Source organism: Cupriavidus gilardii (assembly GCF_013314895.1).
GTDB lineage: Bacteria > Pseudomonadota > Gammaproteobacteria > Burkholderiales > Burkholderiaceae > Cupriavidus > Cupriavidus gilardii_C.
Map to the genome: position 1 here is coordinate 1 of NZ_JABTYE010000033.1, position 22,729 is coordinate 22,729.

22 protein-coding genes and 1 pseudogene are annotated in these 22,729 nt (G+C 66.7%); 9 read left to right on the plus strand and 14 right to left on the minus strand.

Translation table 11 applies throughout. The features are described from left to right. Together HTY53_RS22775 and HTY53_RS22780 are read left to right on the plus strand one after the other, a co-directional pair. Positions 1-333: pseudogene (locus HTY53_RS22775) on the plus strand (hypothetical protein); the annotation flags it as partial. A gap of 175 nt (positions 334-508) precedes the next feature. Continuing rightward, a complete protein-coding gene (locus HTY53_RS22780; RefSeq protein ID WP_174108882.1) occupies positions 509-1,426 on the plus strand; it encodes a GntR family transcriptional regulator in 918 nt (305 codons plus the stop codon). A gap of 66 nt (positions 1,427-1,492) precedes the next feature. Here HTY53_RS22780 and HTY53_RS22785 read toward each other — a convergent pair whose 3' ends face one another. The 5 genes from HTY53_RS22785 to HTY53_RS22805 all read right to left on the minus strand — a co-directional run bounded on the left by HTY53_RS22785 (position 1,493) and on the right by HTY53_RS22805 (position 5,965). Further along, on the minus strand, positions 1,493-2,131 hold the full coding sequence (locus tag HTY53_RS22785; RefSeq protein WP_174108883.1) for an SCO family protein: 639 nt from the start codon (positions 2,129-2,131) through the stop codon (positions 1,493-1,495). Between the two features lie 162 nt (positions 2,132-2,293). Continuing rightward, entirely contained in the window at positions 2,294-3,232 is a 939-nt protein-coding gene (gene cyoE / locus HTY53_RS22790; RefSeq protein ID WP_174108884.1) for a heme o synthase, read from the minus strand. Beyond that, a complete protein-coding gene (locus HTY53_RS22795; RefSeq protein ID WP_174108885.1) occupies positions 3,229-4,410 on the minus strand; it encodes a COX15/CtaA family protein in 1,182 nt (393 codons plus the stop codon). Before HTY53_RS22795 ends, cyoE begins: the two co-directional genes overlap by 4 nt. Positions 4,411-4,420: 10 nt before the next feature. After that, the gene (locus HTY53_RS22800; protein WP_174108886.1) at positions 4,421-5,080 is read right to left on the minus strand and encodes an SCO family protein; all 660 of its coding nucleotides are present in this window, start codon (positions 5,078-5,080) and stop codon (positions 4,421-4,423) included. Positions 5,081-5,098: 18 nt separating this feature from the next. After that, positions 5,099-5,965: an SURF1 family protein gene (locus HTY53_RS22805; RefSeq protein ID WP_174108887.1), complete on the minus strand. Its 867-nt coding sequence runs from the start codon at positions 5,963-5,965 to the stop codon at positions 5,099-5,101. Between the two features lie 60 nt (positions 5,966-6,025). Here HTY53_RS22805 and HTY53_RS22810 point away from each other — a divergent pair, with 60 nt between their 5' ends. Continuing rightward, positions 6,026-6,238 (plus strand): twin transmembrane helix small protein, encoded by a 213-nt coding sequence (locus HTY53_RS22810; protein ID WP_006577163.1) that lies wholly within the window; start codon positions 6,026-6,028, stop codon positions 6,236-6,238. A 346-nt stretch (positions 6,239-6,584) separates the two neighbouring features. On the opposite strand, the gene HTY53_RS24860 is transcribed toward HTY53_RS22810, so the two are convergent. Then, positions 6,585-6,821: a hypothetical protein gene (locus tag HTY53_RS24860; RefSeq protein WP_254600083.1), complete on the minus strand. Its 237-nt coding sequence runs from the start codon at positions 6,819-6,821 to the stop codon at positions 6,585-6,587. On the opposite strand from HTY53_RS24860, the gene HTY53_RS22815 reads away from it, so the two are divergent. The 6 genes from HTY53_RS22815 to HTY53_RS22840 all read left to right on the plus strand — a co-directional run bounded on the left by HTY53_RS22815 (position 6,717) and on the right by HTY53_RS22840 (position 15,673). After that, positions 6,717-10,520, plus strand: a complete 3,804-nt coding sequence (locus HTY53_RS22815) for a nitrate reductase subunit alpha (RefSeq protein WP_254600079.1) — start codon at positions 6,717-6,719, stop codon at positions 10,518-10,520. The two genes, HTY53_RS24860 and HTY53_RS22815, sit on opposite strands and share 105 nt — an antisense overlap. Next, positions 10,517-12,043 carry a nitrate reductase subunit beta gene (gene narH / locus HTY53_RS22820; protein ID WP_174108889.1) on the plus strand — a complete coding sequence of 509 codons (1,527 nt, stop codon included), beginning with the start codon at positions 10,517-10,519 and terminating at the stop codon, positions 12,041-12,043. Before HTY53_RS22815 ends, narH begins: the two co-directional genes overlap by 4 nt. A gap of 1 nt (position 12,044) precedes the next feature. Next, on the plus strand, positions 12,045-12,770 hold the full coding sequence (narJ, locus tag HTY53_RS22825) for a nitrate reductase molybdenum cofactor assembly chaperone (protein ID WP_174108890.1): 726 nt from the start codon (positions 12,045-12,047) through the stop codon (positions 12,768-12,770). A 74-nt stretch (positions 12,771-12,844) separates the two neighbouring features. Next, positions 12,845-13,528: a respiratory nitrate reductase subunit gamma gene (gene narI / locus HTY53_RS22830; RefSeq protein ID WP_174108891.1), complete on the plus strand. Its 684-nt coding sequence runs from the start codon at positions 12,845-12,847 to the stop codon at positions 13,526-13,528. Positions 13,529-13,552: 24 nt separating this feature from the next. Then, positions 13,553-14,335 carry a peptidylprolyl isomerase gene (locus HTY53_RS22835; protein WP_174108892.1) on the plus strand — a complete coding sequence of 261 codons (783 nt, stop codon included), beginning with the start codon at positions 13,553-13,555 and terminating at the stop codon, positions 14,333-14,335. Between the two features lie 45 nt (positions 14,336-14,380). Beyond that, complete coding sequence (locus HTY53_RS22840) at positions 14,381-15,673, plus strand: MFS transporter (protein WP_174108893.1); 1,293 nt, start codon at positions 14,381-14,383, stop codon at positions 15,671-15,673. A 79-nt stretch (positions 15,674-15,752) separates the two neighbouring features. Here HTY53_RS22840 and HTY53_RS22845 read toward each other — a convergent pair whose 3' ends face one another. The 8 genes from HTY53_RS22845 to HTY53_RS22875 form a co-directional block, all read right to left on the minus strand. After that, complete coding sequence (locus HTY53_RS22845; protein ID WP_174108894.1) at positions 15,753-16,613, minus strand: cytochrome c oxidase subunit 3; 861 nt, start codon at positions 16,611-16,613, stop codon at positions 15,753-15,755. Positions 16,614-16,731: 118 nt separating this feature from the next. Then, positions 16,732-16,947 carry a DUF2970 domain-containing protein gene (locus tag HTY53_RS22850; protein WP_174108895.1) on the minus strand — a complete coding sequence of 72 codons (216 nt, stop codon included), beginning with the start codon at positions 16,945-16,947 and terminating at the stop codon, positions 16,732-16,734. A gap of 22 nt (positions 16,948-16,969) precedes the next feature. After that, entirely contained in the window at positions 16,970-17,596 is a 627-nt protein-coding gene (locus tag HTY53_RS22855) for a cytochrome c oxidase assembly protein (protein ID WP_174108896.1), read from the minus strand. 39 nt (positions 17,597-17,635) lie between these two features. After that, entirely contained in the window at positions 17,636-17,767 is a 132-nt protein-coding gene (locus tag HTY53_RS24650; RefSeq protein WP_217435719.1) for a cytochrome oxidase small assembly protein, read from the minus strand. Between the two features lie 107 nt (positions 17,768-17,874). Beyond that, a complete protein-coding gene (ctaD, locus tag HTY53_RS22860; RefSeq protein WP_174108897.1) occupies positions 17,875-19,479 on the minus strand; it encodes a cytochrome c oxidase subunit I in 1,605 nt (534 codons plus the stop codon). A 39-nt stretch (positions 19,480-19,518) separates the two neighbouring features. Continuing rightward, on the minus strand, positions 19,519-20,772 hold the full coding sequence (gene coxB, locus HTY53_RS22865) for a cytochrome c oxidase subunit II (protein WP_174108898.1): 1,254 nt from the start codon (positions 20,770-20,772) through the stop codon (positions 19,519-19,521). 62 nt (positions 20,773-20,834) lie between these two features. Further along, positions 20,835-21,347 (minus strand): DUF2244 domain-containing protein, encoded by a 513-nt coding sequence (locus tag HTY53_RS22870; protein ID WP_174108913.1) that lies wholly within the window; start codon positions 21,345-21,347, stop codon positions 20,835-20,837. A gap of 304 nt (positions 21,348-21,651) precedes the next feature. After that, entirely contained in the window at positions 21,652-22,614 is a 963-nt protein-coding gene (locus HTY53_RS22875; RefSeq protein WP_174108899.1) for a methyltransferase domain-containing protein, read from the minus strand. Between the last annotated feature and the right edge of the window lie 115 nt (positions 22,615-22,729).

Below are 22,729 nucleotides of genomic sequence, written 5' to 3' on the forward strand. Positions count from 1 at the left end.
ATGCGCTTTGCCACGCCGCAGGGCTTCAATACCGGCGAGCAGTTCTTCCAGTATCTGAAGGACGCGTTTGACGTGCTCTACGCCGAGGGCGATCCGCAAGGGCTGAACCAGCCGAAGATGCTGTCGATCGGCATGCATTGCCGGCTGCTCGGCCGCCCCGGCCGCTTCCGCGCGCTGCAGCGTTTTCTCGACTACGTGCAGTCGCACGACAAGGTCTGGATCGCGCGCCGCATCGATATCGCGCGGCACTGGATCGAGACGCATCCGTATGCCGGACCCACCCGCCACTCGACGCTGACCGCCGTGCAGGGCGATCTGTCGCTGGCGCTCTGACGGATCGGCACAATGGCGAGATGCCGCCCCGCGCGCGGTGTCGCGGCACGGGGCGCGCTACCGGGATCGATTCACCTCTGTGGCGACGTTTCGGGCCGGTGCCGCCCGCTTTGTGTACGATATGCGGATCGTTCGTCGCCAATCGCGGTGACAAAGTCCACCGCGCATCGTCACAATGTCATCACTTCGCAAGTCGAACGGCGGCAAGACGGCCGCCGCCTCGGCGCCCACGCCGGCCGCGCGCAAGACCGCCGCCGGCAAATCTGTAGTCCGCAAGACGGCGTCCCGCACCGCCTCGTCGCCGGCTGAGGACGCGCAGACCATGACCGCCGAGGCAGTCAACGCTGCGACCGACTCAGCTGCGAATGCAACTGCCAGCGCAGCCGCAAGCGCAACCGAGACCCCGGAAAGCGGCACCGCGGAAGCCTCGGCCACCGAGGCGATCTATCTGAGCCTGCTGTCCGCGATCATGGAACACCGGCTGCTGGCCGGCACCAAGCTGGTCGAGGAACGGCTGTGCGAGGTCACCGGGGCGAGCCGCGCGCGCATCCGCCAGGTCTTCGCGCGCCTGGCGCACGAGAAGCTGGTCACGCTGGTGCCGAACCGTGGCGCCTTCATCGCCAGCCCGACGGTCGAGGAGGCGCATCAGGTCTTCCAGACTCGTCAGGTCATCGAACCCGAACTGGCGGCCACGCTGGCTCGCCACGCCACGCCCGCCAAGGTCCGCAGCCTGCAGCGGCACGTGCAGGAGGAGGACGCGGCGCGCGCACGCGGCGACCGCGCCGCGGTGATCCGGCTATCTGGGGAATTTCACATCCTGTTGGCGGAAATGGCCGGCAACGCCATTCTGGAGAAGGTCATCCGCGAGATGGTCTCGCTGACCTGCCTGATCATCACGCTGTACGACCGGCCGGGCGCGCCGGCCTGCCCCGAGCATGAGCACCGCGACCTGATCGCGGCGATCGAGAAGCGCGACGAGAGCGCGGCTCGCGCGCTGATGCGCGAGCATCTGGAGCATATCGAGGGGTCGCTGGACCTGACCGTGACCGAGGTCGGCGCTCCGGACTTCTACAGCATCTTCAACAAGGGCTGAACCGGGCGTGGCCGGGGCCATTCGGCACAATCGGCACAATCGGCACAATCGGCATAACCGGCACAATCAGGACAGCAGCTGCTTCATGTCCTTGACGATCGGCTCGGTGCCCTGGCCATGGCGGATGAACAGCCGCAGGCGCCCTTCCGGGTCGAACACATAGCTGCCGGCCGAATGGTCGACCGTGTAGTTGCCCGGGGCGCTGCCGGGCACCTTGGCGTAGAACACCTTGAAGTCCTTGGTGAGCTGGCGCAACGCCGCTTCGTCGGCGGGCCGCATGCCGAGGAAGCGCGGATCGAAGGCGGGCACGTACTGGGCCAGCAGTTGCTGCGTGTCGCGCTCCGGATCGACGGTGATGAACAGCACCTGGACGCGATCGGCGTCGGGGCCGAGCTGTTCCATCACGTTCTTCCACTCGACCATCGTGGTCGGGCAGACGTCCGGGCAATGGGTATAGCCGAAGAACATCACCACCGCCTTGCCCTTGAAGTCGGCCAGCGTGCGCTCCTTGCCGGTGTGGTCCATCAGCTTGAAGTCCTTGCCGAATTCGCTGCCGCCGGTCACGTCGATATTCTGGAAGGTCGGCTTCTGCTGGCCGCAGGCGGCCAGTCCCGCCAGCGCGAGCGCCAGCAGCGCGATCCGCAGAAAGCGCGGCAGATTGATCAGGGACGGGAAAGCGGGCGAGGAAAACAAGGCAGTGCGCATGGTGTCGGTTCGGTTATCGGCTTGTCAGCGTGTCGGCATATGGAGCCCGAGGTGGCGCGGCAGGCGCGCTGGCGGCAGCGGCTAGTATCGCCGATCGCGGCGCAGCGGGCCGCCGCCGCGACATCTTGTCGCGGCCATCACGGCCCTCGTGCCATCACGCCATCACGGCTGCGGCACGAACTTGAAGTAGTGGTCGATCAGCAGCGCGGCGAACAGCAGCGACAGATAGAGGATCGAGAAGCGGAAGGTGCGCTGCGCCAGCGCATCCGAGTACTGCCGGTACAGTTTCCACGCATAGGCCAGGAAGATGCCGCCCAGCACCAGCGCCGCCACCAGATAGATGTAGCCGCTCATGCCATAGACGAAGGGCAGCAGCGTGGCCGCGATCATCACCAGCGTGTACAGCAGGATGTGCAGCAGCGTGAAGCGCTCGCCGTGCGTGATCGGCAGCATCGGCAGGCCCGACTTCGCATAGTCGGCACGGCGGTACAGCGCCAGCGCCCAGAAATGCGGCGGCGTCCAGGTGAAGATGATCAGCACCAGGAACCAGGCCTCGGCCGGCACGTCGCCGGCCACGGCGGCCCAGCCCAATGCGGGCGGCATCGCGCCCGACAGGCCGCCGATCACGATGTTCTGCGGCGTGGCGGGCTTGAGCAGGATCGTGTAGACCACCGCGTAGCCGACGAAGGTGGCGAACGTCAGCCACATCGTCAGATCGTTGGTGAACGCGTGCAGCAGCCACATGCCGGCGCCGCCCAGCACCAGCGAGAACACCAGGATCTGGCTGGTGCCGATCTCTCCGGTCGCCGACGGCCGCCACGCGGTGCGGCGCATCAGCGCGTCGACCTTCTGTTCGACCAGGCAGTTGATCGCGAACGCGCCGGCGGCCAGCAGCCAGATGCCGGCGGCGCCGCCGATCAGCACTCGCCACGGCACCATGCCGGGCGTGGCCAGGAACATGCCGATGATGGCGCAGAAGACCGCCAGTTGCGTCACGCGCGGCTTGGTCAGCGCGGCGTACTGGCGGGCGAGGTGGCGCAGCCGGCTGGGCGGTTGCTGGGTCTGGGTAGCGGTGGTGGCCACGGAAGTCTTGTCTTTCATGAGGCGCGCGCGGTGTCGGCCGGGCGATTTGCGCCGGCGGCATCGGGAGCCGGGGCAGCATCGGCAACCCGGTCGGCAGCGGCGGTGCGATCGAATGAACCGGGGGCCGCGGCAGTGGCGGCACGGGTCGCAAGCCCAATATTGTAATTGAGCCTGACCAACAGCATCAGCAGCACCGCCGCGCCGCCATTGTGGGCGACTGCCGGCAAAAGCGGCCAATCAAGCACGATATTCGACAAACCGGTCGCCAACTGCAACACCAGCACCGCCAGCAGCCAATGAGAAGCGCGCGCCAGCGGCGCGAAATGGCGGGTGCGCAACGCGAACCAGGCGAGATAGCCCAGCACCACCACGGCAAACCCCCGGTGCACCCAATGGATCGCCACCAGCGCCGAATGCGGGATGTAGTCGCCATCGGCCGTCATGCCCAGCGGGCGCCACAGCGTGAAGCCATGGCGGAAGTCCATCTCGGGGATCCATTGCCCGTTGCACAGCGGGAAATCGGTGCAGGCTAGCACCGCGTAATTGGTGCTGACCCAGCCGCCGAGGAAGATCTGGATCACCAGCAGCGCCAGCGCGATCCGTCCCGGCCAGCGCAAGCGGACGGCCGACGGCGCGATCGCGCGCGGCGGGTCGCTGCGCGAACCCAGCCAGATCAGCGCGGCCAGCAGCGCCATGCCGAGCAGCAAATGGGTCACGACAATGATCGGCTGCAGCTTCATCGTGACCGTGAAGGCGCCGAACGCGCCCTGCACGCAGACCAGCAGCAGCACGCCGGTGGCGAACCACGGCGATTGCTTCAGTTCGCGACGCTTGCTCCAGGCCAGCACCACCAGCGCGATGATCAGCACGCCGACCGCCATCGCAAAGTACCGGTGCAGCATCTCGATCCAGGCCTTTGCCCACGTCACCGGCCCGCTGGGCAGCGCGGTCTCGGCCGCGCGGATATGCTCGACCGCCGCATAGGGGTTCGAATGGCCGTAGCACCCGGGCCAGTCCGGGCAGCCCAGGCCCGAGTCGGTCAGCCGCGTGAAGCTGCCGAACATGATCAGGTCCAGCGTCAGGAAGGCGGTGATCCAGACCAGCTTGCGGTATTTGTCGCGGCTGCCGCGGGCCAGCACATAGCTGAGCGGCAGCAGGGCCAGCAGCAGGCCGATCAGGGCGAGTTGAGTCAGCATGGGCCCTCCATCAGCCGATGCGGTTGTACTTGAGCAGGCGGCTGAGGTCCGAATGCACCTTTTTCGGGTCCGGGTCCTTGGGGAACCGCATCATCAGATTGCCCAGCGGATCGACCAGGTACAGCGTGGCCTCGGCCGGCTGTCCCTCGGCGGGCGGCAGCCAGCCGCGGATCTGCTCGCGGTTCATGCGCAGGAAGCGCACGCCGGCATAGGGCTCGTTGTAGGCGGCGCTCAGGCGCGGATCGATCGGGCCATCGTCGCCGATCAGCCAGACCGGCACGATGCGCTCGCGCTCCTTGCCCTGTCCGGCCCGGATCTGGCGAATCGTGAACAGCTTCTTCGCACAGGCCTCGTCGCAAGCGGCGCTGTCGGTCGACACCAGCAGCCATTTGCCCTTGAAGTCCTGCAGGGGCACCGCCTGGCCGCGCTCGTCCGTCACGCGCACGGCCGGCGCCGGGCGCTGCGGTTCGATCAGCGTGCCGTAGTTGGTCTGCCCGCCGGCCGGCCGGAACACGTAGTACGTCAGATACGAGGCGATGACCGGCGAGGCGCAGACCAGCAGCAGCAACAGCATCTGGATCCGTCCGCGGCGCGTGCGGGCATCGATGCGCGGATCGCTGCGGGAGTCTTGCGGCGCGGCCGGCTTGGCCGTGGCGGGATCGGAAGGCATGGATAGTCGTCGGAGTGATTAATCGTCGTGGCTGGCACCGCCCGCGGGCGCCGTGGCCGTGGCCCGGCCTTCATCCGCCGGTGTGGCGCGGCGGCGGGCACGCCGCCAGGTCAGCACTACCAGCAATACAAGCGTCAGCGCGGCCAGACCATACCACTGAAACGCATAGCCGTAGTGGCGCTCGACGCCGAGGTCAGCGCTCGCCCAGTCGCGCGCCAGGCCATCGCCGCTGTCGCTGCGCTGCTGCAGCACGAACGGCTGCAGGGGCGTACCCAGTTCGGCGGCGAAGGCGTCGAGATCCAGGTTCTGCCGGATGCGCTCGCCGCGCTGGGAGTCGGGAGCGCCCAGTTGATAGACCTTCGGCACGTCGGCCAGTGCCACCCCCTGTACGGTCACGGTGCCCGCGGGTGTCGGAAATGGAGCAATGCGGGTTCGGTCCTGCGCATCGCGCGGCAGCCAGCCGCGCAGCACCAGCACGGCGCGGGGGCGTTCCATGGCGGTGGCGGTGGCGGTGGCGGGGGCGGCGCCTGTGCCGGTCGGGCCGGCGCTCCCGGCATTTTCGGGCAGCAGCGGCGTCAGCACCAGAAAGCCGGAGCGGCTGTCCTGCCCGTTGCCGTGCGGTCGATTTTCCAGCAGCACGGTGTGGGCCGGATCGAATCGGCCGCGCACGACCACGTTGCGCGAGACCAGTTCGGCCGCGGGCAGCGGGGGCAGCGCCGTGCCGACCTGCAGCGGCGGGGCATCGGCCAGCGCCCGCAAGCGCTCGGCGCGCGCGATCTTGTCGTGGGCGCGGCCAAGCTGCCAGTTGCCCAGCGCACAGGTCACCGCGATGACCACCAGAGCGGCCACCGTGGGCACCGGGCTGAGCGCGCGCAGCAGTTTCATCGCGGGAACCGCCCCGGAGACGCGGTGCGATAATGGCGCACCATTGCCCCGACCGCCGCCATGCGCATCGTCATCGTCATTGCCTTCATCCTGATCGTCTCCAGCCTGGCTTCCGCCCTGTTCTTCATGATGCGCGACCGTGGCAAGTCGAGCGCGCATATGGTCCGCTCGCTGACGGTACGAGTCGGCCTGTCGATCGCGCTGTTCCTGTTCATCCTGTTCTCTTACTGGATGGGATGGATCGAAAGCACGGGCATCCGCACGGGACCGTAGCGCCCGGCGCCCGCGCGCCAACGGACAGCCGGCCAAAAGCAAGCGCCGCAGGGAGTGGACTCCTGCGGCGCTTGCTTTTTGTGCTGGCAGGGAACGCACGGCAATCCCGCATTCTAAAGGATCGCCGCCACGGGCCTCCCCCCGCATCCGTGTCGCCGCGATCACCGGCATTTCGGTACATAACTGAAACGCGATTTGTAAATCATGCGAATGGAACGCCTGCCATTGCGTCATTCGCCAATTTTGATTCAGATCAAAGAAACTTTTCGTTCCGTTTTTACCGATCGATATGGCATGTTAATGTGGCTCGAACGCGAATTTGCAATTTCGCGTTCGCCCACTAATATCAAAAGCCGCCCCATAAATCGCCTCGTCGGTGCGCGTGCGCATGCACGTGCGGGATGGCTGTTGCCGCCGTTTTCCGCATCGCCGACACGCGAGCACGATCGGAGCCGTCATGAGCCATTTTCTCGACCGCTTGCGTTACTTTTCGACGGAGCGCATCGCATTCTCCAATGGTCACGGTGCCGTCACCGACGAAGACAGAAAATGGGAGGACGGTTATCGCCAGCGCTGGCAGCATGACAAAATCGTGCGCTCCACGCATGGCGTCAATTGCACCGGTTCCTGTTCCTGGAAAATCTATGTCAAAGGCGGCATCGTGACATGGGAAACCCAGCAGACCGACTATCCGCGTACCCGTCCCGATCTCCCCAATCACGAACCGCGCGGCTGCTCGCGCGGCGCTTCCTATTCCTGGTATCTCTACAGCGCCAACCGGCTCAAATATCCGCTGGTGCGCAGCGCATTGGTCAAGCTGTGGCGCGAGCGGCGCCAGTCGATGGGGCCGGTCGAGGCCTGGGCCTCGATCGTCGACGACGAGCAGGCGCGGCGCGGCTACCAGTCGCGCCGAGGGCTGGGCGGCTTCGTCCGCTCGAGCTGGGACGAGGTCAACGAGATCGTCGCCGCCGCGAACGTCCATACCATCGCCCGGCACGGCCCGGACCGCGTGGTCGGCTTCTCGCCGATTCCGGCGATGTCGATGGTGTCGTACGCCGCCGGCGCGCGCTATCTGTCGCTGCTGGGCGGCGTCTGCCTGAGCTTCTACGACTGGTATTGCGATCTGCCGCCGGCCTCGCCGCAGACCTGGGGCGAACAGACCGACGTGCCCGAATCGGCCGACTGGTACAACTCGACCTTCATCGTGATGTGGGGCTCGAACGTGCCGCAGACCCGCACGCCCGATGCGCATTTCATGACCGAGGTCCGCTATCGCGGCACCAAGGTGGTATCGATCTTTCCCGATTATTCGGAAGGCGCGAAGTTCGGCGACATCTGGCTGCATCCGAAACAAGGCACCGACGCGGCCCTGGCGCTGGCGATGGGCCACGTGGTGCTGAAGGAATTCCATCTGGCGGCCGGCCGCAGCGATTACTTCCTCGATTACTGCCGCCGCTATACCGACATGCCCTGCCTGGTCCGGCTGGTGCCGCATGTCGACGGCTATGTGCCCGAGCGGCTGGTGCGTGCCGCCGATTTCGACGACGCGCTCGGGCAGAGCAATCGGCCCGAGTGGAAGACCGTGATGATCGACGAGACCTCCGATCGCATCGTGGTCCCGCTCGGCTCGGCCGGTTTCCGCTGGGGTCAGCGGCAGGACGGCAGGCCCGGAGAAGACGCCGGCAAGTGGAATCTGCGCATGGAAAGCGCCGACGGCACGCCGATCGTGCCGCGTCTGTCGCTGGCGCAGGCGCACGACGAGATCGTCGACGTGCAGTTTCCCTATTTCGGCAACGTCCCGCATCCGCACTTTCCGAATACCGGCCATGCCTCGGTGCTGTCGCGCCGGATCGGCGCGCGCCGCATTGCCACGCGCAACGGCGACATGCTGGTCGCGACGGTCTACGACCTGTTCATCGCCAACTACGGGCTGGACCAGGGGCTGGGCGGCCGCGACATCGCGGCCTCGTACGACGACGACGTGCCGTACACGCCGGCATGGCAGGAGGCGATCACCGGCGTCAAACGCGCTGACGTGATCGCGGTGGCGCGGCAGTTCGCCGAGAATGCGCACAAGACCGAAGGCAGGTCGATGGTGATTCTCGGCGCGGGGCTGAACCACTGGTTCCACATGGACATGTCGTACCGCGCCATCATCAATCTGCTGATCATGTGCGGCTGCGTCGGCAAGTCGGGCGGCGGCTGGTCGCACTATGTCGGCCAGGAAAAGCTGCGCCCGCAGACCGGCTGGACGCCGCTCACGTTCGGCCTGGACTGGTACCGCCCGCCCCGGCAGATGAACGCGACCTCGTTCTTCTACGCCCATACCGACCAGTGGCGCTACGACCCGATGGACCCCGGTGCACTGCTGTCGCCGCTGGCCGACAAGTCGCAATTCCATGGCGCGCCGATCGACTACAACGTGCGCGCCGAACGGATGGGATGGCTGCCGTCCGCGCCGCAGCTGCTGCAGAACCCGCTGGAGCTGGGCCGCAAGCTGGGCAGTCAGCTCGCCGATCCGGCCGCGGCCGGCCGCGTGATCGCCGACGGCCTGCAGTCCGGCGCGCTGCGCATGGCCTGCGAGGACCCCGACGATCCGCGAGCCTTTCCGCGCAATCTGTTCGTCTGGCGCTCGAACCTGCTGGGCTCGTCGGGCAAGGGACACGAATACTTCCTCAAGCATCTGCTGGGCACCACGCATGGCGTGCAGGGAGAGCAGATCGGCGAGGGCCGTCATGGCGAGGTGCCACGCCCCGAAGAGGTGGCCTGGCACGAGCGCGCGCCCGAGGGCAAGCTGGACCTGCTGGTGACGCTGGACTTTCGCATGTCGACCACCTGCATGTACTCCGACGTCGTGCTGCCAACGGCGACGTGGTACGAGAAGGACGACATGAACACCTCCGACATGCACCCGTTCATCCATCCGCTGTCGGCGGCGGTCGATCCGGCCTGGCAGTCGAAGAGCGACTGGGACATCTTCAAGGGCATCGCGAAGCGTTTCTCCGAACTCGCGGAGGGCCATCTCGGCGTCGAGCGCGACGTGGTGCTGTCGCCGATCGGCAAGGACACACCGGCCGAGCTGGCCCAGCCCTTCGACGTCCGCGACTGGAAGCGCGGCGAATGCGAGCCGCAGCCCGGCCGCACGATGCCGTCGGTGACCGTGGTCGAGCGCAACTACCCCGCCACCTATCGCCGCTTCACCTCGCTGGGACCGCTGATGGACAAGCTGGGCAACGGCGGCAAGGGCATCGGCTGGAATACCGAGGACGAGGTCCGGTGGCTGGGCGAGCTGAACCAGCGCACGCGGGATGGGGACGATGTCGACAGCGTGGGCCCGAGGCCGCGCATCGATTCGGCGATCGACGCGGCCGAGGTGATTCTGTCGCTGGCGCCCGAGACCAATGGCGCGGTCGCGGTCAAGGCATGGCAGGCGCTGTCCGCGCTGACCGGCACCGACCACACGCATCTGGCGCAGGCGCGCGCGGACGAACGCATTCGCTTCCGCGACATCCAGGCACAGCCGCGCAAGATCATCTCGTCGCCGACCTGGAGCGGCATCGAATCCGAACACGTGTCGTACAACGCGGGCTACACCAACGTGCACGAGCTGATTCCCTGGCGCACGCTGACCGGGCGTCAGCAGCTGTACCAGGACCACGCGTGGATGCGCGCGTTCGGCGAGTCGCTGTGCGTCTACAAGCCGCCGATCGACACCGGCAGCTACGCGGGCATGGTCGGCACGCGCTCGAACGGCAATCCCGAGATCGTGCTGAACTTCATCACGCCGCACCAGAAGTGGGGCATCCACAGTACCTACACCGACAACCTGCTGATGCTGACGCTGTCGCGCGGCGGACCGATCGTGTGGATCGCCGAGGACGACGCGAAGCAGGTCGGCATCGTCGATAACGACTGGATCGAGTGCTACAACGCCAACGGCGCGCTGTGCGCGCGCGCCGTGGTCAGCCAGCGCGTGCCGCGCGGCATGGTGATGATGTACCACGCCCAGGAGAAGATCGTGAACACGCCGGGGTCCGAGATCACCGGCGGGCGCGGCGGCATCCACAACTCGGTCACGCGGGTCTCGCTCAAACCGACCCACATGATCGGCGGCTACGCGCAGCTGTCGTACGGCTTCAACTACTACGGCACGGTCGGCGCCAATCGCGACGAATTCCTGATCGTGCGCAAGATGCGGCGCGTCGACTGGCTCGACGATGCGCAGCCCGATCCGGTCAACCCGGCCACCGAACACAAGCTCCGCGAGGGAGAGGCCCGATGAAAGTGCGCGCCCAGATCGCCATGGTGATGAACCTGGACAAATGCATCGGCTGCCATACCTGTTCGGTGACCTGCAAGAACGTCTGGACCAGCCGCGAGGGCATGGAGTACGCCTGGTTCAACAACGTCGAGACCAAGCCCGGCATCGGCTACCCGAAGGACTGGGAGAACCAGCAGCGCTGGCGCGGCGGCTGGACCCGCAAGGCCGACGGCCGGCTGGAGCCGCGCCTGGGCAGCAAATGGCGGATCCTGGCGCAGATCTTCGCCAATCCGCGCCTGCCCGAGATCGACGACTACTACGAGCCGTTCACCTTCGACTACGCGCATCTGCAGGAGGCCGGCGACAGCCGCGCGATGCCGGTGGCGCGGCCGCGCTCGCTGATCAGCGGCGAGCGGCTCGAGAAGATCGAATGGGGCCCCAACTGGGAAGAGATCCTCGGCGGCGAATTCGCGAAGCGCTCGCAGGACTACAACTTCGAACAGGTGCAGAAGGACATCTACGGGCAGTTCGAGAACACCTTCATGATGTATCTGCCGCGCCTGTGCGAGCACTGCCTGAATCCCGCCTGCGTGGCCGCGTGTCCGTCGGGCTCGATCTACAAGCGCGAGGAAGACGGCATCGTGCTGGTCGACCAGGACAAATGCCGCGGCTGGCGCATGTGCGTGTCGGGCTGCCCCTACAAGAAGATCTATTTCAACTGGCATAGCGGCAAGGCGGAGAAATGCATCTTCTGCTATCCGCGCATCGAGGCCGGCGAACCGACCGTCTGCTCCGAGACCTGCGTCGGCCGCATCCGCTATCTGGGCGTGCTGCTGTACGACGCGGACCGCATCGAACTGGCGGCCAGCGTCGAGTCCGAGCAGGACCTGTACGAGGCACAGCTGTCGCTGTTCCTCGACCCCAACGATCCCGAGGTGGCGGCGCAGGCCGAGCGCGACGGCGTGCCGGCCAGCTGGATCGAGGGCGCGCGCCGGTCGCCGGTCTACAAGATGGCGATCGACTGGAAGATCGCCTTTCCGCTGCATCCGGAGTACCGCACGCTGCCGATGGTCTGGTACGTGCCGCCGCTATCGCCGATCAACGCCGCGGCCAACAGCGGCGACCTCGGCATCAACGGCTATCTGCCCGACGTCGGCGCGCTGCGCATTCCGCTGCGCTACCTGGCCAATCTGCTGACAGCGGGCGACGAGGCGCCGGTCAAGCTGGCGCTGGAGCGGCTGCTGGCGATGCGCGCCTATATGCGTGCGCGGCATGTCGACGGCATCGACGCGCGCGGCGTGCTGGCGCAGGCGGGGCTGAACGTCGCGCAGGTCGAGGACATGTACCGCTACCTGGCGATCGCGAACTACGAAGACCGCTTCGTCATCCCGACCTCGCACCGCGAATACGCCGAGGATGCCTTCGACCTGCGCTCCTCGTGCGGTTTCTCGTTCGGCAACGGCTGCTCGGATGGACGCTCGGAGACCGGCCTGTTCAGCACCAGGAAGGGCAATCGCAAGATCCCGATCCGCCAGGAGTTCTGACATGTTCGCCGACGTCTTCTCGCGTAACGCCGACCCATCGCCGGCGACTTTCTCGCTGTTGTCGGCGCTGCTCGACTATCCCGAGCCCGCGCTGCTCGACGCGGTGCTCGAGGCCCGCCGGCGCGTGGGCGGCGACCGCTCGCTGCCGCGCGACAGCCGCGCCGACATCGCACGCTTTCTCGACTATCTGGCCGCGCGCGACGCCCTGACGCTGCAGGAGAACTATGTCGCGCTGTTCGATCGCGGCCGCGCGACCTCGCTGCATCTGTTCGAACACGTGCATGGCGAATCGCGCGATCGCGGACAGGCGATGGTCGATCTGCTGCAGATGTACGAGCGCAACGGCCTGCGGCTGCAGCCCGGGCATCTGCCCGACTACCTGCCGGTCTTCCTCGAACACCTGTCGCGGCTGCCGGGGCCCGATGCGCTGGCGCTGCTGGCGGAGACCGGCGAGATCCTGCAGTCGATCGCGAGCCAGCTGGCGCAGCGGCGCAGCCACTACGCGCTGCTGCTCGGCACGCTGCTGCGGATGATCGGCGAGCGAGCGCCGGCTGTCACGCTGCCCGACCTCGCGGCGGCGGACGCGGACGACGCCGCGCGCGTGCCGAGTGCGGCCGACTATCGCGAACTCGACGCGGCCTACGCCGACGAGCCGGTCCGCTTTGTCGGCGCCGGTCAGCCCGCGGCAGAGCCGGTCCGCTTCTACGACAAGCGGCCCACGCGCTGATATCGAATACGAATACCGAGCACCGAGCACCGAGTACCGAATACCCGCATATCCGATTCGAACGGAGGGCCGCCATGACGCACTACCTGCATACGTTCCTGTTTGGCATCTACCCCTATATCTGCCTGGTGGTGCTGCTGCTCGGCAGCCTGATCCGCTTCGACCGCGAGCAGTACACGTGGAAGAGCGACACCTCGCAGCTGCTGCGGCATCGCTCGCTGCAGATCGGCAGCAATCTGTTCCACTGGGGCATCCTGGTGGTCGTGATCGGCCATTTCGTCGGCTTTCTTGCGCCGCACTGGCTGGTGTCGCCGTTCCTGTCGGCGTCGGGCCATCAGCTGCTCGCCATGGTCGGCGGCGGCGCGGCCGGCGTGGTCGCGATCATTGGCCTGTCGATCCTGATCTGGCGGCGCCTGTTCGATGCGCGGATCCGCCGCAACAGCCGCGTCTCGGACATCGTGATCGTGCTGATGCTGTGGGTGCAGCTGGCCCTGGGGCTGTGGACCGTGGTGCTCTCGATGCGGCATATGGACGGCGTGCTGTTCGAATCGCTGACCAGCTACGTCAAGGGCATCGTGACTTTCCAGCCCGCCGCCGCCGACATGCTGCGCGGCGTGCCGCTGACCTACCAGCTGCATATCCTGCTCGGCTTCACGCTGTTCCTGGTGTCGCCGTTCACGCGGATGATCCATATCTGGAGCGGCATGGGCACGGTCGCCTATCTGGTGCGGCCGTTCCAGCTGGTGCGCAAGCGCTGACCCTGCGGTGATGGAGACATCGTGATGAACGAACCCACCATGGCGGCCATCGCCCCGGCCAGCGTCAATGGCGTTGCGATCGGCGCCGACGCGATCCACGCGGAGAGCCTGCTTTACCCCGAAGACCCTGACGCGATCGCCAGCGCCCGGCGCGCGCTGGCGATCCGCGAACTGCTGCGGCAACGCGCGGCGGCGCTGGGCATTGTCGGTGCCGGGGCGGAACTCGACGACGCCGCGGTCGACGATCTGATTGCGCGCGAGGTCAGCGTGCCCGCGCCGACGGAAGCGGATTGCCGGCGCTATTACGACGGCCATCCGGCGCGCTTCCGGCGCAACGAGATCGTCTACGCGAGCCATATCCTGTTTGCGGTGACCGGCGGCGGTGCGCTGGCCCCGGTCCGGCACCAGGCCGAGCAGACGCTGCGGCGGCTGCTGGCGCAGCCCGAGGTCTTCGAAGCGACCGCGCGCGAGATGTCGAACTGCCCGTCGGCCGGCGTCGGTGGCAGCCTCGGTCAGCTGCTGCGCGGCGACAGCGTGCCGGAGTTCGAGCAGGCGCTGTTCGACAGCCAGGCGCTGGGCGTACTGCCGGGGCTGGTCAAGACGCGCTTCGGCTTCCATATCGTGCGGGTCGAGCGCCGCGTGCCCGGCGAGACGGTGCCGTTCGACGAGGCCCGGGCCGGGATCGCGCGCTTTCTCGGCGAGCGCGTGCGGCACAAGGCAATCCAGCAATACATCGCGATCCTGGCCGCGCAGGCCAGCATCGTCGGCGTGGAGCTGGGCGAGACCAACGGCCCGCTGGTGCAGTAGCGCGGCGGCAGAACATCGATCCTGATGCTCCCCGAGGAGAACGACATGAGTTCGACGGCGAACGTGGCGGCGGTCGGCAACGGCACCAGGGTGTCGGCGCAGGCATGGTCGGTGCTGATCGCCAGCACGCTGGCCTTCATGGTCTGCTTCGTGGTCTGGATGATGTTCGGTGTCATCGGCGTGCCGCTGCGCGACGAGCTGGGCCTGAACAGCACGCAGTTCGGCCTGCTGACGTCGACGCCGGTGCTGACCGGCGCGCTGATGCGGCTGCCGCTGGGCGCGTGGACCGACCGCTTCGGCGGCCGCATGGTGATGACGGTGCTGCTGGCGGTCTGCGCGCTGCCGGTGTTCGCGGTCAGCTATGCCACCGCGCTGTGGCAGTTCCTGCTGATCGGGCTGTTCCTCGGCTGCGTCGGGGCGTCGTTCGCGGTGGGCACGCCCTATGTGGCGCGCTTCTTCCCGGCCGAGAAGCGCGGCTTCGCGATGGGCTTCTTCGGCGCCGGCACGGTCGGCGCGGCGGTGAACCTGTTCGTCACGCCGGCGCTGCAGCAGGCCTACGGCTGGCGCGCCGTGCCGCGCGTCTATGCGGTGGCGCTGCTGGTCACCGCGGGGCTGTTCTGGCTGGCCTCGGCACGCGATCCGGGCGCGGGCAAGCAGAGCGGCTCGTGGACCGAATCGTTCAAGGTGCTGCGCGATCCCCGGGTCTGGCGGCTGTGCCAGTACTACTCGATCACCTTCGGCGGCTTCACCGCGCTGTCGCTGTGGATCCCGCAGTATCTGCAGGGGCAGTACGGCATGACGCTGGTGGCGGCGGCCGCGTTCGCCGCCGGGTTCTCGCTGCCGGGTTCGGTGCTGCGCGCGGTCGGCGGCCTGCTGGCCGACCGGCTCGGCGCGCACAGCGTGACGTGGTGGGGGCTGTGGGTGGCGTGGATCTGCCTGTTCCTGCTGTCCTATCCGCCCACCGACTTCACGATCCACACCATCGACGGTCCGCTGACCATCGCGCTGCACACGCCGATGGCGGCCTTCGTCGTGCTGACCTTCGTGCTCGGCGCGGTGTTCGCGTTCGGCATGGCGTCGACGTTCAAGTATGTCGCGGACGATTTCGCCGGGAATATGGGCGTGGTCACCGGCATCGTGGGTCTGGCCGGCGGCGTCGGCGGCTTCCTGCTGCCGATTCTGTTCGGCGCGCTGCTGGACCTCACGCGGGTGCGGTCGAGCTGCTTCATGCTGCTCTACGGCATCGTCTGGGTGTCGCTGATCCTGATCTATTTCGCCGAGGTGCGGCGTACGCCGGTGATGGGCGGCGGCGGCGTTGCGCGGGCCGGTGCGGCCTGAAGCAAAGTCGGAATCCCGGCCAATAAAAAAGGGGAGCGCGATGCGCCCCCCTTTTTTGCTCCTTCGAACTGGTGTCCGCTTACAGCCAGTACACCACGACGTACAGGAACAGCCAGACCACGTCGACGAAGTGCCAGTACCAGGCGGCGCCTTCGAAGGCGAAATGATGGTCCGGCGTGAAATGGCCCTTCAGCACGCGGATCAGCACCACCGTCAGCATGATGGCGCCCATCGTCACGTGGAAGCCGTGGAAGCCGGTCAGCAGGAAGAAGGTCGAACCGTAGATGCCCGAGGTCAGCTTCAGGTTCAGGTCCGCGTAGGCGTGCATGTATTCATAGACCTGGAAGCCCATGAAGACCGCGCCCAGCAGGATCGTCAGCACCAGGCCCTGCACCACCTGGCTGCGCTTGCCGGCCAGCAGCGCGTGGTGAGCCCAGGTCAGCGTGACGCCCGACATCAGCAGCAGCGCCGTGTTGATGGTCGGGATCGGCCACGGGCCCATCGCCTCGTACGGCTCGACCGTGCCGGCCGGACCGGCGTTCGGCCACACCGCGGCGAAATCGGGCCACAGGATCTTGTTGTTCAGGTCGCCCAGCCACGGCATCGTGTAGACGCGGGCGTAGAACAGCGCGCCGAAGAAGGCGCCGAAGAACATCACCTCGGAGAAGATGAACCAGCCCATCGACCACCGGTACGAGACGTCGATGCGGCGGCCGTACATGCCCCCTTCCGACTCGCCGATCGCGTCGCCGAACCAGCTCTTGAGCACGAACAGGAACCACAGGATGCCCAGCACGCAGACATAGGGCGCCCACGGCTGGCCGTTGACCCAGCCTGCCGCCCCGGCGGCGGTCAGCAGCAGCCCGAGGCTCGCCGTGATCGGATGGCGCGACGGGCCCGGTACGAAGTAGTACGGAGCGTTTGCGCGATTCGCACTCATTCTGTTTTCTCCAGCTCAGATCTCTGATTCATCGTTATACGCCGGCTGCCCGAGGGCGGACGACGCTCTGTCTTCTGTTGCCTGTTCCGGCCGGCCCGCCTGCTCGCTGACCGCCCGCCTATCCGCCGACCACCAGACGGACGATGCCGATCAGCACCACCACCAGGATCACGGCGCCCAGCACACCGGCGACGATCACATGGATCGGGTTCAGGTTCGCCATGTCGCGATCGTGTTCCTCACCCTTGCGCAGGCCGATGAACGACCAGAACACCGCGCGCAGCGTCTGCCAGAACGACATCTTGCGTTTGACCGCGTCCTTCAGCTCGTCCATGGCAGCCCCTCCTCTACTGCGTTCAGCTGCCGGCGCTGGCCGGCGGCTGGTCGAGATGGCCCTGCGGCGCAGGCGCCAGCGGGGTGCCGATCTCGAAGAATGTGTACGACAAGGTGATATTCTCGACGTCCTTGGGCAAGTCGGGGTCGATCACGAACACCACCGGCATCTCGCGCGATTCCTTCGCCTTCAGCGTCTGCTGCTGGAAGCAGAAGCACTCGAGCTTCTTGAAATACTGGGTGGCCTGTTTCGGCGCGTAGCTCGGAATCGCCTGCGCCGAGATATCGCGGCTCTGCCCGTTGGCGACCTCGTAGACGATGGTCGCCATCTCGCCCGGATGGACCTGCATGCTGGTCTTGACCGGACGGAACGCGAACGGGCCGCGCGCGTTGGAATCGAACTCCACCGTGATCGTGCGGCTGGTGTCGACCTGCGTGTTCTGGCTCACCTTGCCTGCGCTGGCGCCGTAGAGCTCGCGCGTGGTGACGACATTGATGCCGGTGATCTCGCAGATCTTCTTGTACAGCGGCACCAGCGCATAGCCGAAGGCGAACATCACGGCGACGATCACCAGCAGCCGCAGCATCATGCCGCGGTTGTAGCGCTTGTCCTCGACGTCGCCGGTCGGAACCGGCTGCTTCGTGCTCATCTCGATACCTTGCAGCGGGGCCTAGCCTGGTCAGCCAACTCAGCCGAGCCAGGTCATCTTGGCGAAGAAACCCAAAAAGAAGACCAGCACGATCGACAGCAGGATCAGGCCGAGACGGCGATTGGCGGCCTTGCGATCGGTCGGCGATGGGCTTTTGTTTGGATGCTGCATCGAATTCTCGAATAGGGAGCGGCCGCGGTGGCCGCCGTGGCCGGTGCGGCGGGCGGGGCGCGCCTCTTGCCGCCCCGTATGCCCGCCACCCGCCTTGCCAAATGCCGTTACCGGACCTGCGGCGGCACCTCGAAGGTGTGGAACGGCGCCGGCGACGGCACGGTCCACTCCAGGCCCTCGGCGCCCTCCCACGGCTTGTCGGCCGCAACTTCGCCCCCGCGGTACGACGGCAGCACCACGAAGAAGAAGAAATACACCTGCATCAGGCCGAAGCCCAGCGCGCCCAGCGACGAGATCGCGTTGAAGTCCGCGAACTGGATCGCGTAGTCCGCATAGCGGCGCGGCATGCCAGCCAGCCCGAGGAAGTGCATCGGGAAGAAGGCGATGTTGAAGAAGATGATCGAACCCCAGAAGTGGATCTTGCCGCGGGTCTCGTTGTACATGAACCCGCTCCACTTCGGACCCCAGTAGTAGAAGCCCGCGAACAGCGCGAACAGCGAGCCGGCCACCAGCACATAGTGGAAGTGCGCCACGATGAAGTAGGTGTCCTGGATCTGGATGTCGATCGGTGCCACCGCCGGAATCAGGCCGGTGAAGCCGCCGATGGTGAACACGAAGATGAAGCCGATCGCGAACAGCATCGGGGTCTCGAAGGTCATCGAGCCCTTCCACATGGTGGCGATCCAGTTGAAGATCTTCACGGCCGTCGGCACCGCGATCAGCATCGTCGCGTACATGAAGAACAGCTGGCCGGTCACCGGCATGCCCGTGGTGAACATGTGGTGGGCCCAGACGATGAACGACAGGATTGCGATCGAGGCGGTCGCATACACCATCGAGCTGTAGCCGAACAGGCGCTTGCGCGAGAAGGCCGGCACCACCTGCGAGATGATCCCGAACGCCGGCAGGATCATGATGTAGACCTCGGGGTGGCCGAAGAACCAGAAGATATGCTGGTACATCACCGGGTCGCCGCCGCCGGCCGCCGAGAAGAAGCTGGTGCCGAAGTGGCGGTCGGTCAGGACCATGGTGATGGCGCCCGCCAGCACCGGCATCACGGCGATCAGCAGGTAGGCGGTGATCAGCCACGTCCAGCAGAACATCGGCATCTTCATCAGCGTCATGCCGGGCGCCCGCATGTTCAGGATGGTGACGATGATGTTGATCGAACCCATGATCGACGACGCGCCCATGATGTGCATGGCGAAGATCGCCATGTCCATGCCCGGACCCATCTGTACCGACAGCGGCGCGTACAGCGTCCAGCCGGCGGCGGTGGCGCCGCCCGGCACGAAGAACGACAGCGCCAGCAGCAGCGCGGCGGGCGGCATCAGCCAGAAGCTGAAGTTGTTCATCCGCGCGAACGCCATGTCGGAGGCGCCGATCTGCAGCGGGATCATCCAGTTCGCGAAGCCCACGAAGGCCGGCATGATCGCGCCGAACACCATCACCAGGCCGTGCATCGTGGTGAACTGGTTGAACAGCTCGGGGCGGAAGAACTGCAGGCCCGGCTCGAACAGCTCCAGGCGGATCAGCAGCGCGAGCACGCCGCCCGAGATCAGCATCGTGAAGGAGAACAGCAGGTACAGCGTGCCGATGTCCTTGTGGTTGGTGGCAAACAGCCAGCGGCGCCAGCCATGCGGATGATCGTGGTGTTCGTCATGCGCGTGGTCGTGCGGATGGGCGAGTGCGTCCGGGGTAGCAGTACTCATCGCGAAAACTCCTGAAATCCTGTTCTAACGTCCACGCGTTCAGCTCGCGGCGCCCTGGGCGCCCGCGCTGGCTTGCTCGGCGGCGGGCTTGGCGTCCGCCGGTGCGCCCTGCGCCGACTTGGCGCCGCCGCCCTCGGGGAACTTGCCCGCGCGCGCATTGACGAAGTCGGCCGGCTGGATGGCCTCGCCGGTCTTGTTGCCCCAGGCGTTGCGGGTATAGGTCATCACCGCGGCCAGCTCGGTGTCGGACAGCTGCTTCCACGACGGCATGCCGCCCTTGCCCTCGAGCAGGATATGCATCTGGTCGGCCTGCGGGCCGTTGACCATCTTCGAGCCGTCCAGCGCCGGGAAGGCGCCGGCGCCCTTGCCGTTGGGCTGGTGGCAGACCGCGCAGTTGGCGGCGTAGACCTTCTCGCCACGCACCTTCAGCTCGTCCAGGGTCCAGGTCTTGTTGGGGTCGTCGGCCGCGGCGGCCATCGCCTTCTTCTTCTCGTCGACCCACTTGGTGTATTCGGCGTCGGTTACCACGCGCACCACGATCGGCATGAAGGCGTGTTCCTTGCCGCACAGCTCGGCGCACTGCCCGCGGTAGACGCCGGTCTTCTCGGCGCGGAACCAGGTGTCGCGCACGAAGCCCGGAATCGCATCCTGCTTGACCCCGAAGGCCGGGATCATCCAGGCGTGGATCACGTCGTTGGCAGTCGTGACGATGCGGATCTTCTTGTTGACCGGCACCACCATCTCGTTGTCCACCTCCATCAGGTAGGTGTTCGACTTGGGCGCCTCGTTGTTGATCTGCTCGCGCGGGGTGGTCAGGGTGGACACGAAGGAGATCCCCTCGCCCTCACCCTTCAGATAGTCGTAGCCCCACTTCCACTGGTAGCCGGTGGCCTTGATGGTGATGTCGGAGTTGGTGGTGTCCTTCATGGCGACCACGGTCTTGGTCGCCGGCAGCGCCATGCCGATCACGATCAGGAACGGGATGATGGTCCACACCACCTCGACCGTGATGCTTTCGTGGAAGGAGGCGGGCTTGGAGCCCTTGGCCTTGCGGTGCGTGAAGATGGAATAGAACATCACGCTGAACACCGCGATGAAGATCACCGTGCAGATGATCAGCATCATCCAGTTCAGCCAGTGAATCTGCTCGGCGATCTTGGTGACCGGCTCGGTCAGGTTCAGCTGACGAACGGCGGGACCGCCCGGCATGTCTTCGACAGCGAGGGCTGCCTGGCTGGCGAGCAGGGAAGCGCCTGCCAGACACGCTGCGGATGCCTTCTTCCACATTTTCATTTGTTGTCTCTACCCAAATTACAGATTCGAATCTGCCCCTCGCTCCCAACCGTGCCGACCTTTTACAAGGCGTGCAATGCTGAAACGAGTTCCTGCGCGAACTTTCGTCGCTTGTACGGGTCCAGAAAACACCCCACCTGCACAGCGTGCGTTCCAGAGCGCACCACCACCAGCGCCGGGAACGATTCGCCCAGTTCGACCCGCACCCAGTGCGGGTTGAATTCGTCGCGGGTCACCTCACCGGCGCTGGCCTTTTCGACCACCAACCTGCCCTCGCTGAGCGTGACGCGCTCGTAGTCTGTCGCGTGTTGTGCATAGGCGAGCAATGCCACGCCGAGCCCGGCCAGCTCGAGCCCCGCAAAGGGCAGCACGAGCCAGGCTCCTCGCCACGCGAAGAACAGGGCGATGGCAAGGGAAATACTGACGATGGAGAGGTAAAACCAGCCGACCTGGCGTGGAGACAGCGAACAATTCCGCTTCATCAGCCAGTCGTTGTTCGGCACGGCATGGGCTCCGTTTGAACGTTCACCGGGCCCGTCACGCGCCGTCTGGAGTGCGATACCGAGTTCCTGCATCGCCAACCACTCTGCATCGCTGCATCGGTTGCACGCCTGGAATTCTGCCGGCTTCACCGCACTGCTGCACTGCTTCGGTGCTAAAACGCCGATCTTCTGTGCCAGGGGACCACTGCGACAAACTGGCGCATTATAGGGCGCTTCGTCAACCGTAACAAGCCAAGTCCGGCGCGGCAAGGCGGCCGCGCCACAGCGCGACGATGCACGAAGGCAGTGCGGCGGCGCGACGCAGGCGGGGCCTCGGGGTTCTCGGAGCGAGGTTGATGCAACGTCCCGCGCGAGGCCGGCGCGAGCCAGGCGGGGCTCAGCCGCGCGGGCGGCCGCGGCCGATGCGGTCGATCGGCACGACGGTACGGCCCTGTTCGTCGCGTAGCTGGCCGCCCTTGGGCGGCAGCTTCCACGCATGGCCGTAGACGATCTCGAAGGTCAGCGCGATCACGCCGTCGCGATTGCGCCGACGCTCCAGCGCCGCCAGCAGCGCCTGGTGCCAGTGGCGGCCCTTCAGCCCCCGCAAGCCTGGCTGCTCGTCGGCGCCGCCCGCGGGCCGGCGCAAGCCGCCGAAGGCATGCACGTCGCGCAGCAGCCGCTCGGGCGTCTCGTAGGTGACGGTCAGCGTTTCCATGTCCATCACCGGCGTCGACCAGCCGCTGTGGACCAGCATGTCGCCGATATCGTGCATGTCGACGAAGCGCAGCGTGTGCGCCTCGGCGTCGACCTCGGCGAAGGCATCGCGCAGCTCGCGCAAGGTGTCCGGGCCGAACAGCGAGAACAGCGCGAGACCGTCGGTCCGCGTCACGCGGTGCCATTCGGGAAAGACGCGATGCGGCTCGGGATGCCAGTGCAGCGCCAGGTTGGACCACAGCAGATCGAAGGTGCCCTCGGCAAAGGGAAGCGTGGCAAGATCGCCCTGCACCAGATCGAACGTCGGCCGCTTGCCGAGCAGGCGGCCGAGCCAGCCGGGCTGCCGCTGCGGATCGCGCTGCGCCGCATGCGCCAGCATCGCGGCCGAGATATCGAGGCCGGCGATCTGCGCATCGGGATACTGCGCGCGCAGCGCCGCCAGGCCCTGCCCCTGGCCGCAGCCGATATCGAGCGCGCGTTCGGGCTGGATGCGGATCAGCGGCATGCGCTCCTGCATGCGCCGGCCGATCTCGCCGAGCAGGAAATCGAGCTGGGCGAAATCGCGGCTGCGCCGGTCGAAGGCAAGCCGGGTCAGCCGCGCGGGCGGCAGAAAGGATTCGGGGGAGTCGGCGTGAGGCGTGGACACGGAAGCGGCGGCAAGGACGAGGATCGGCACGGCGGCGCGCGCCGCGAGGGCGCGGCGGGTCCGCGCGGTGGCGCCGGGCCGACAGTATACGCGCGCCTCGCCCGGCTTGCCGGCG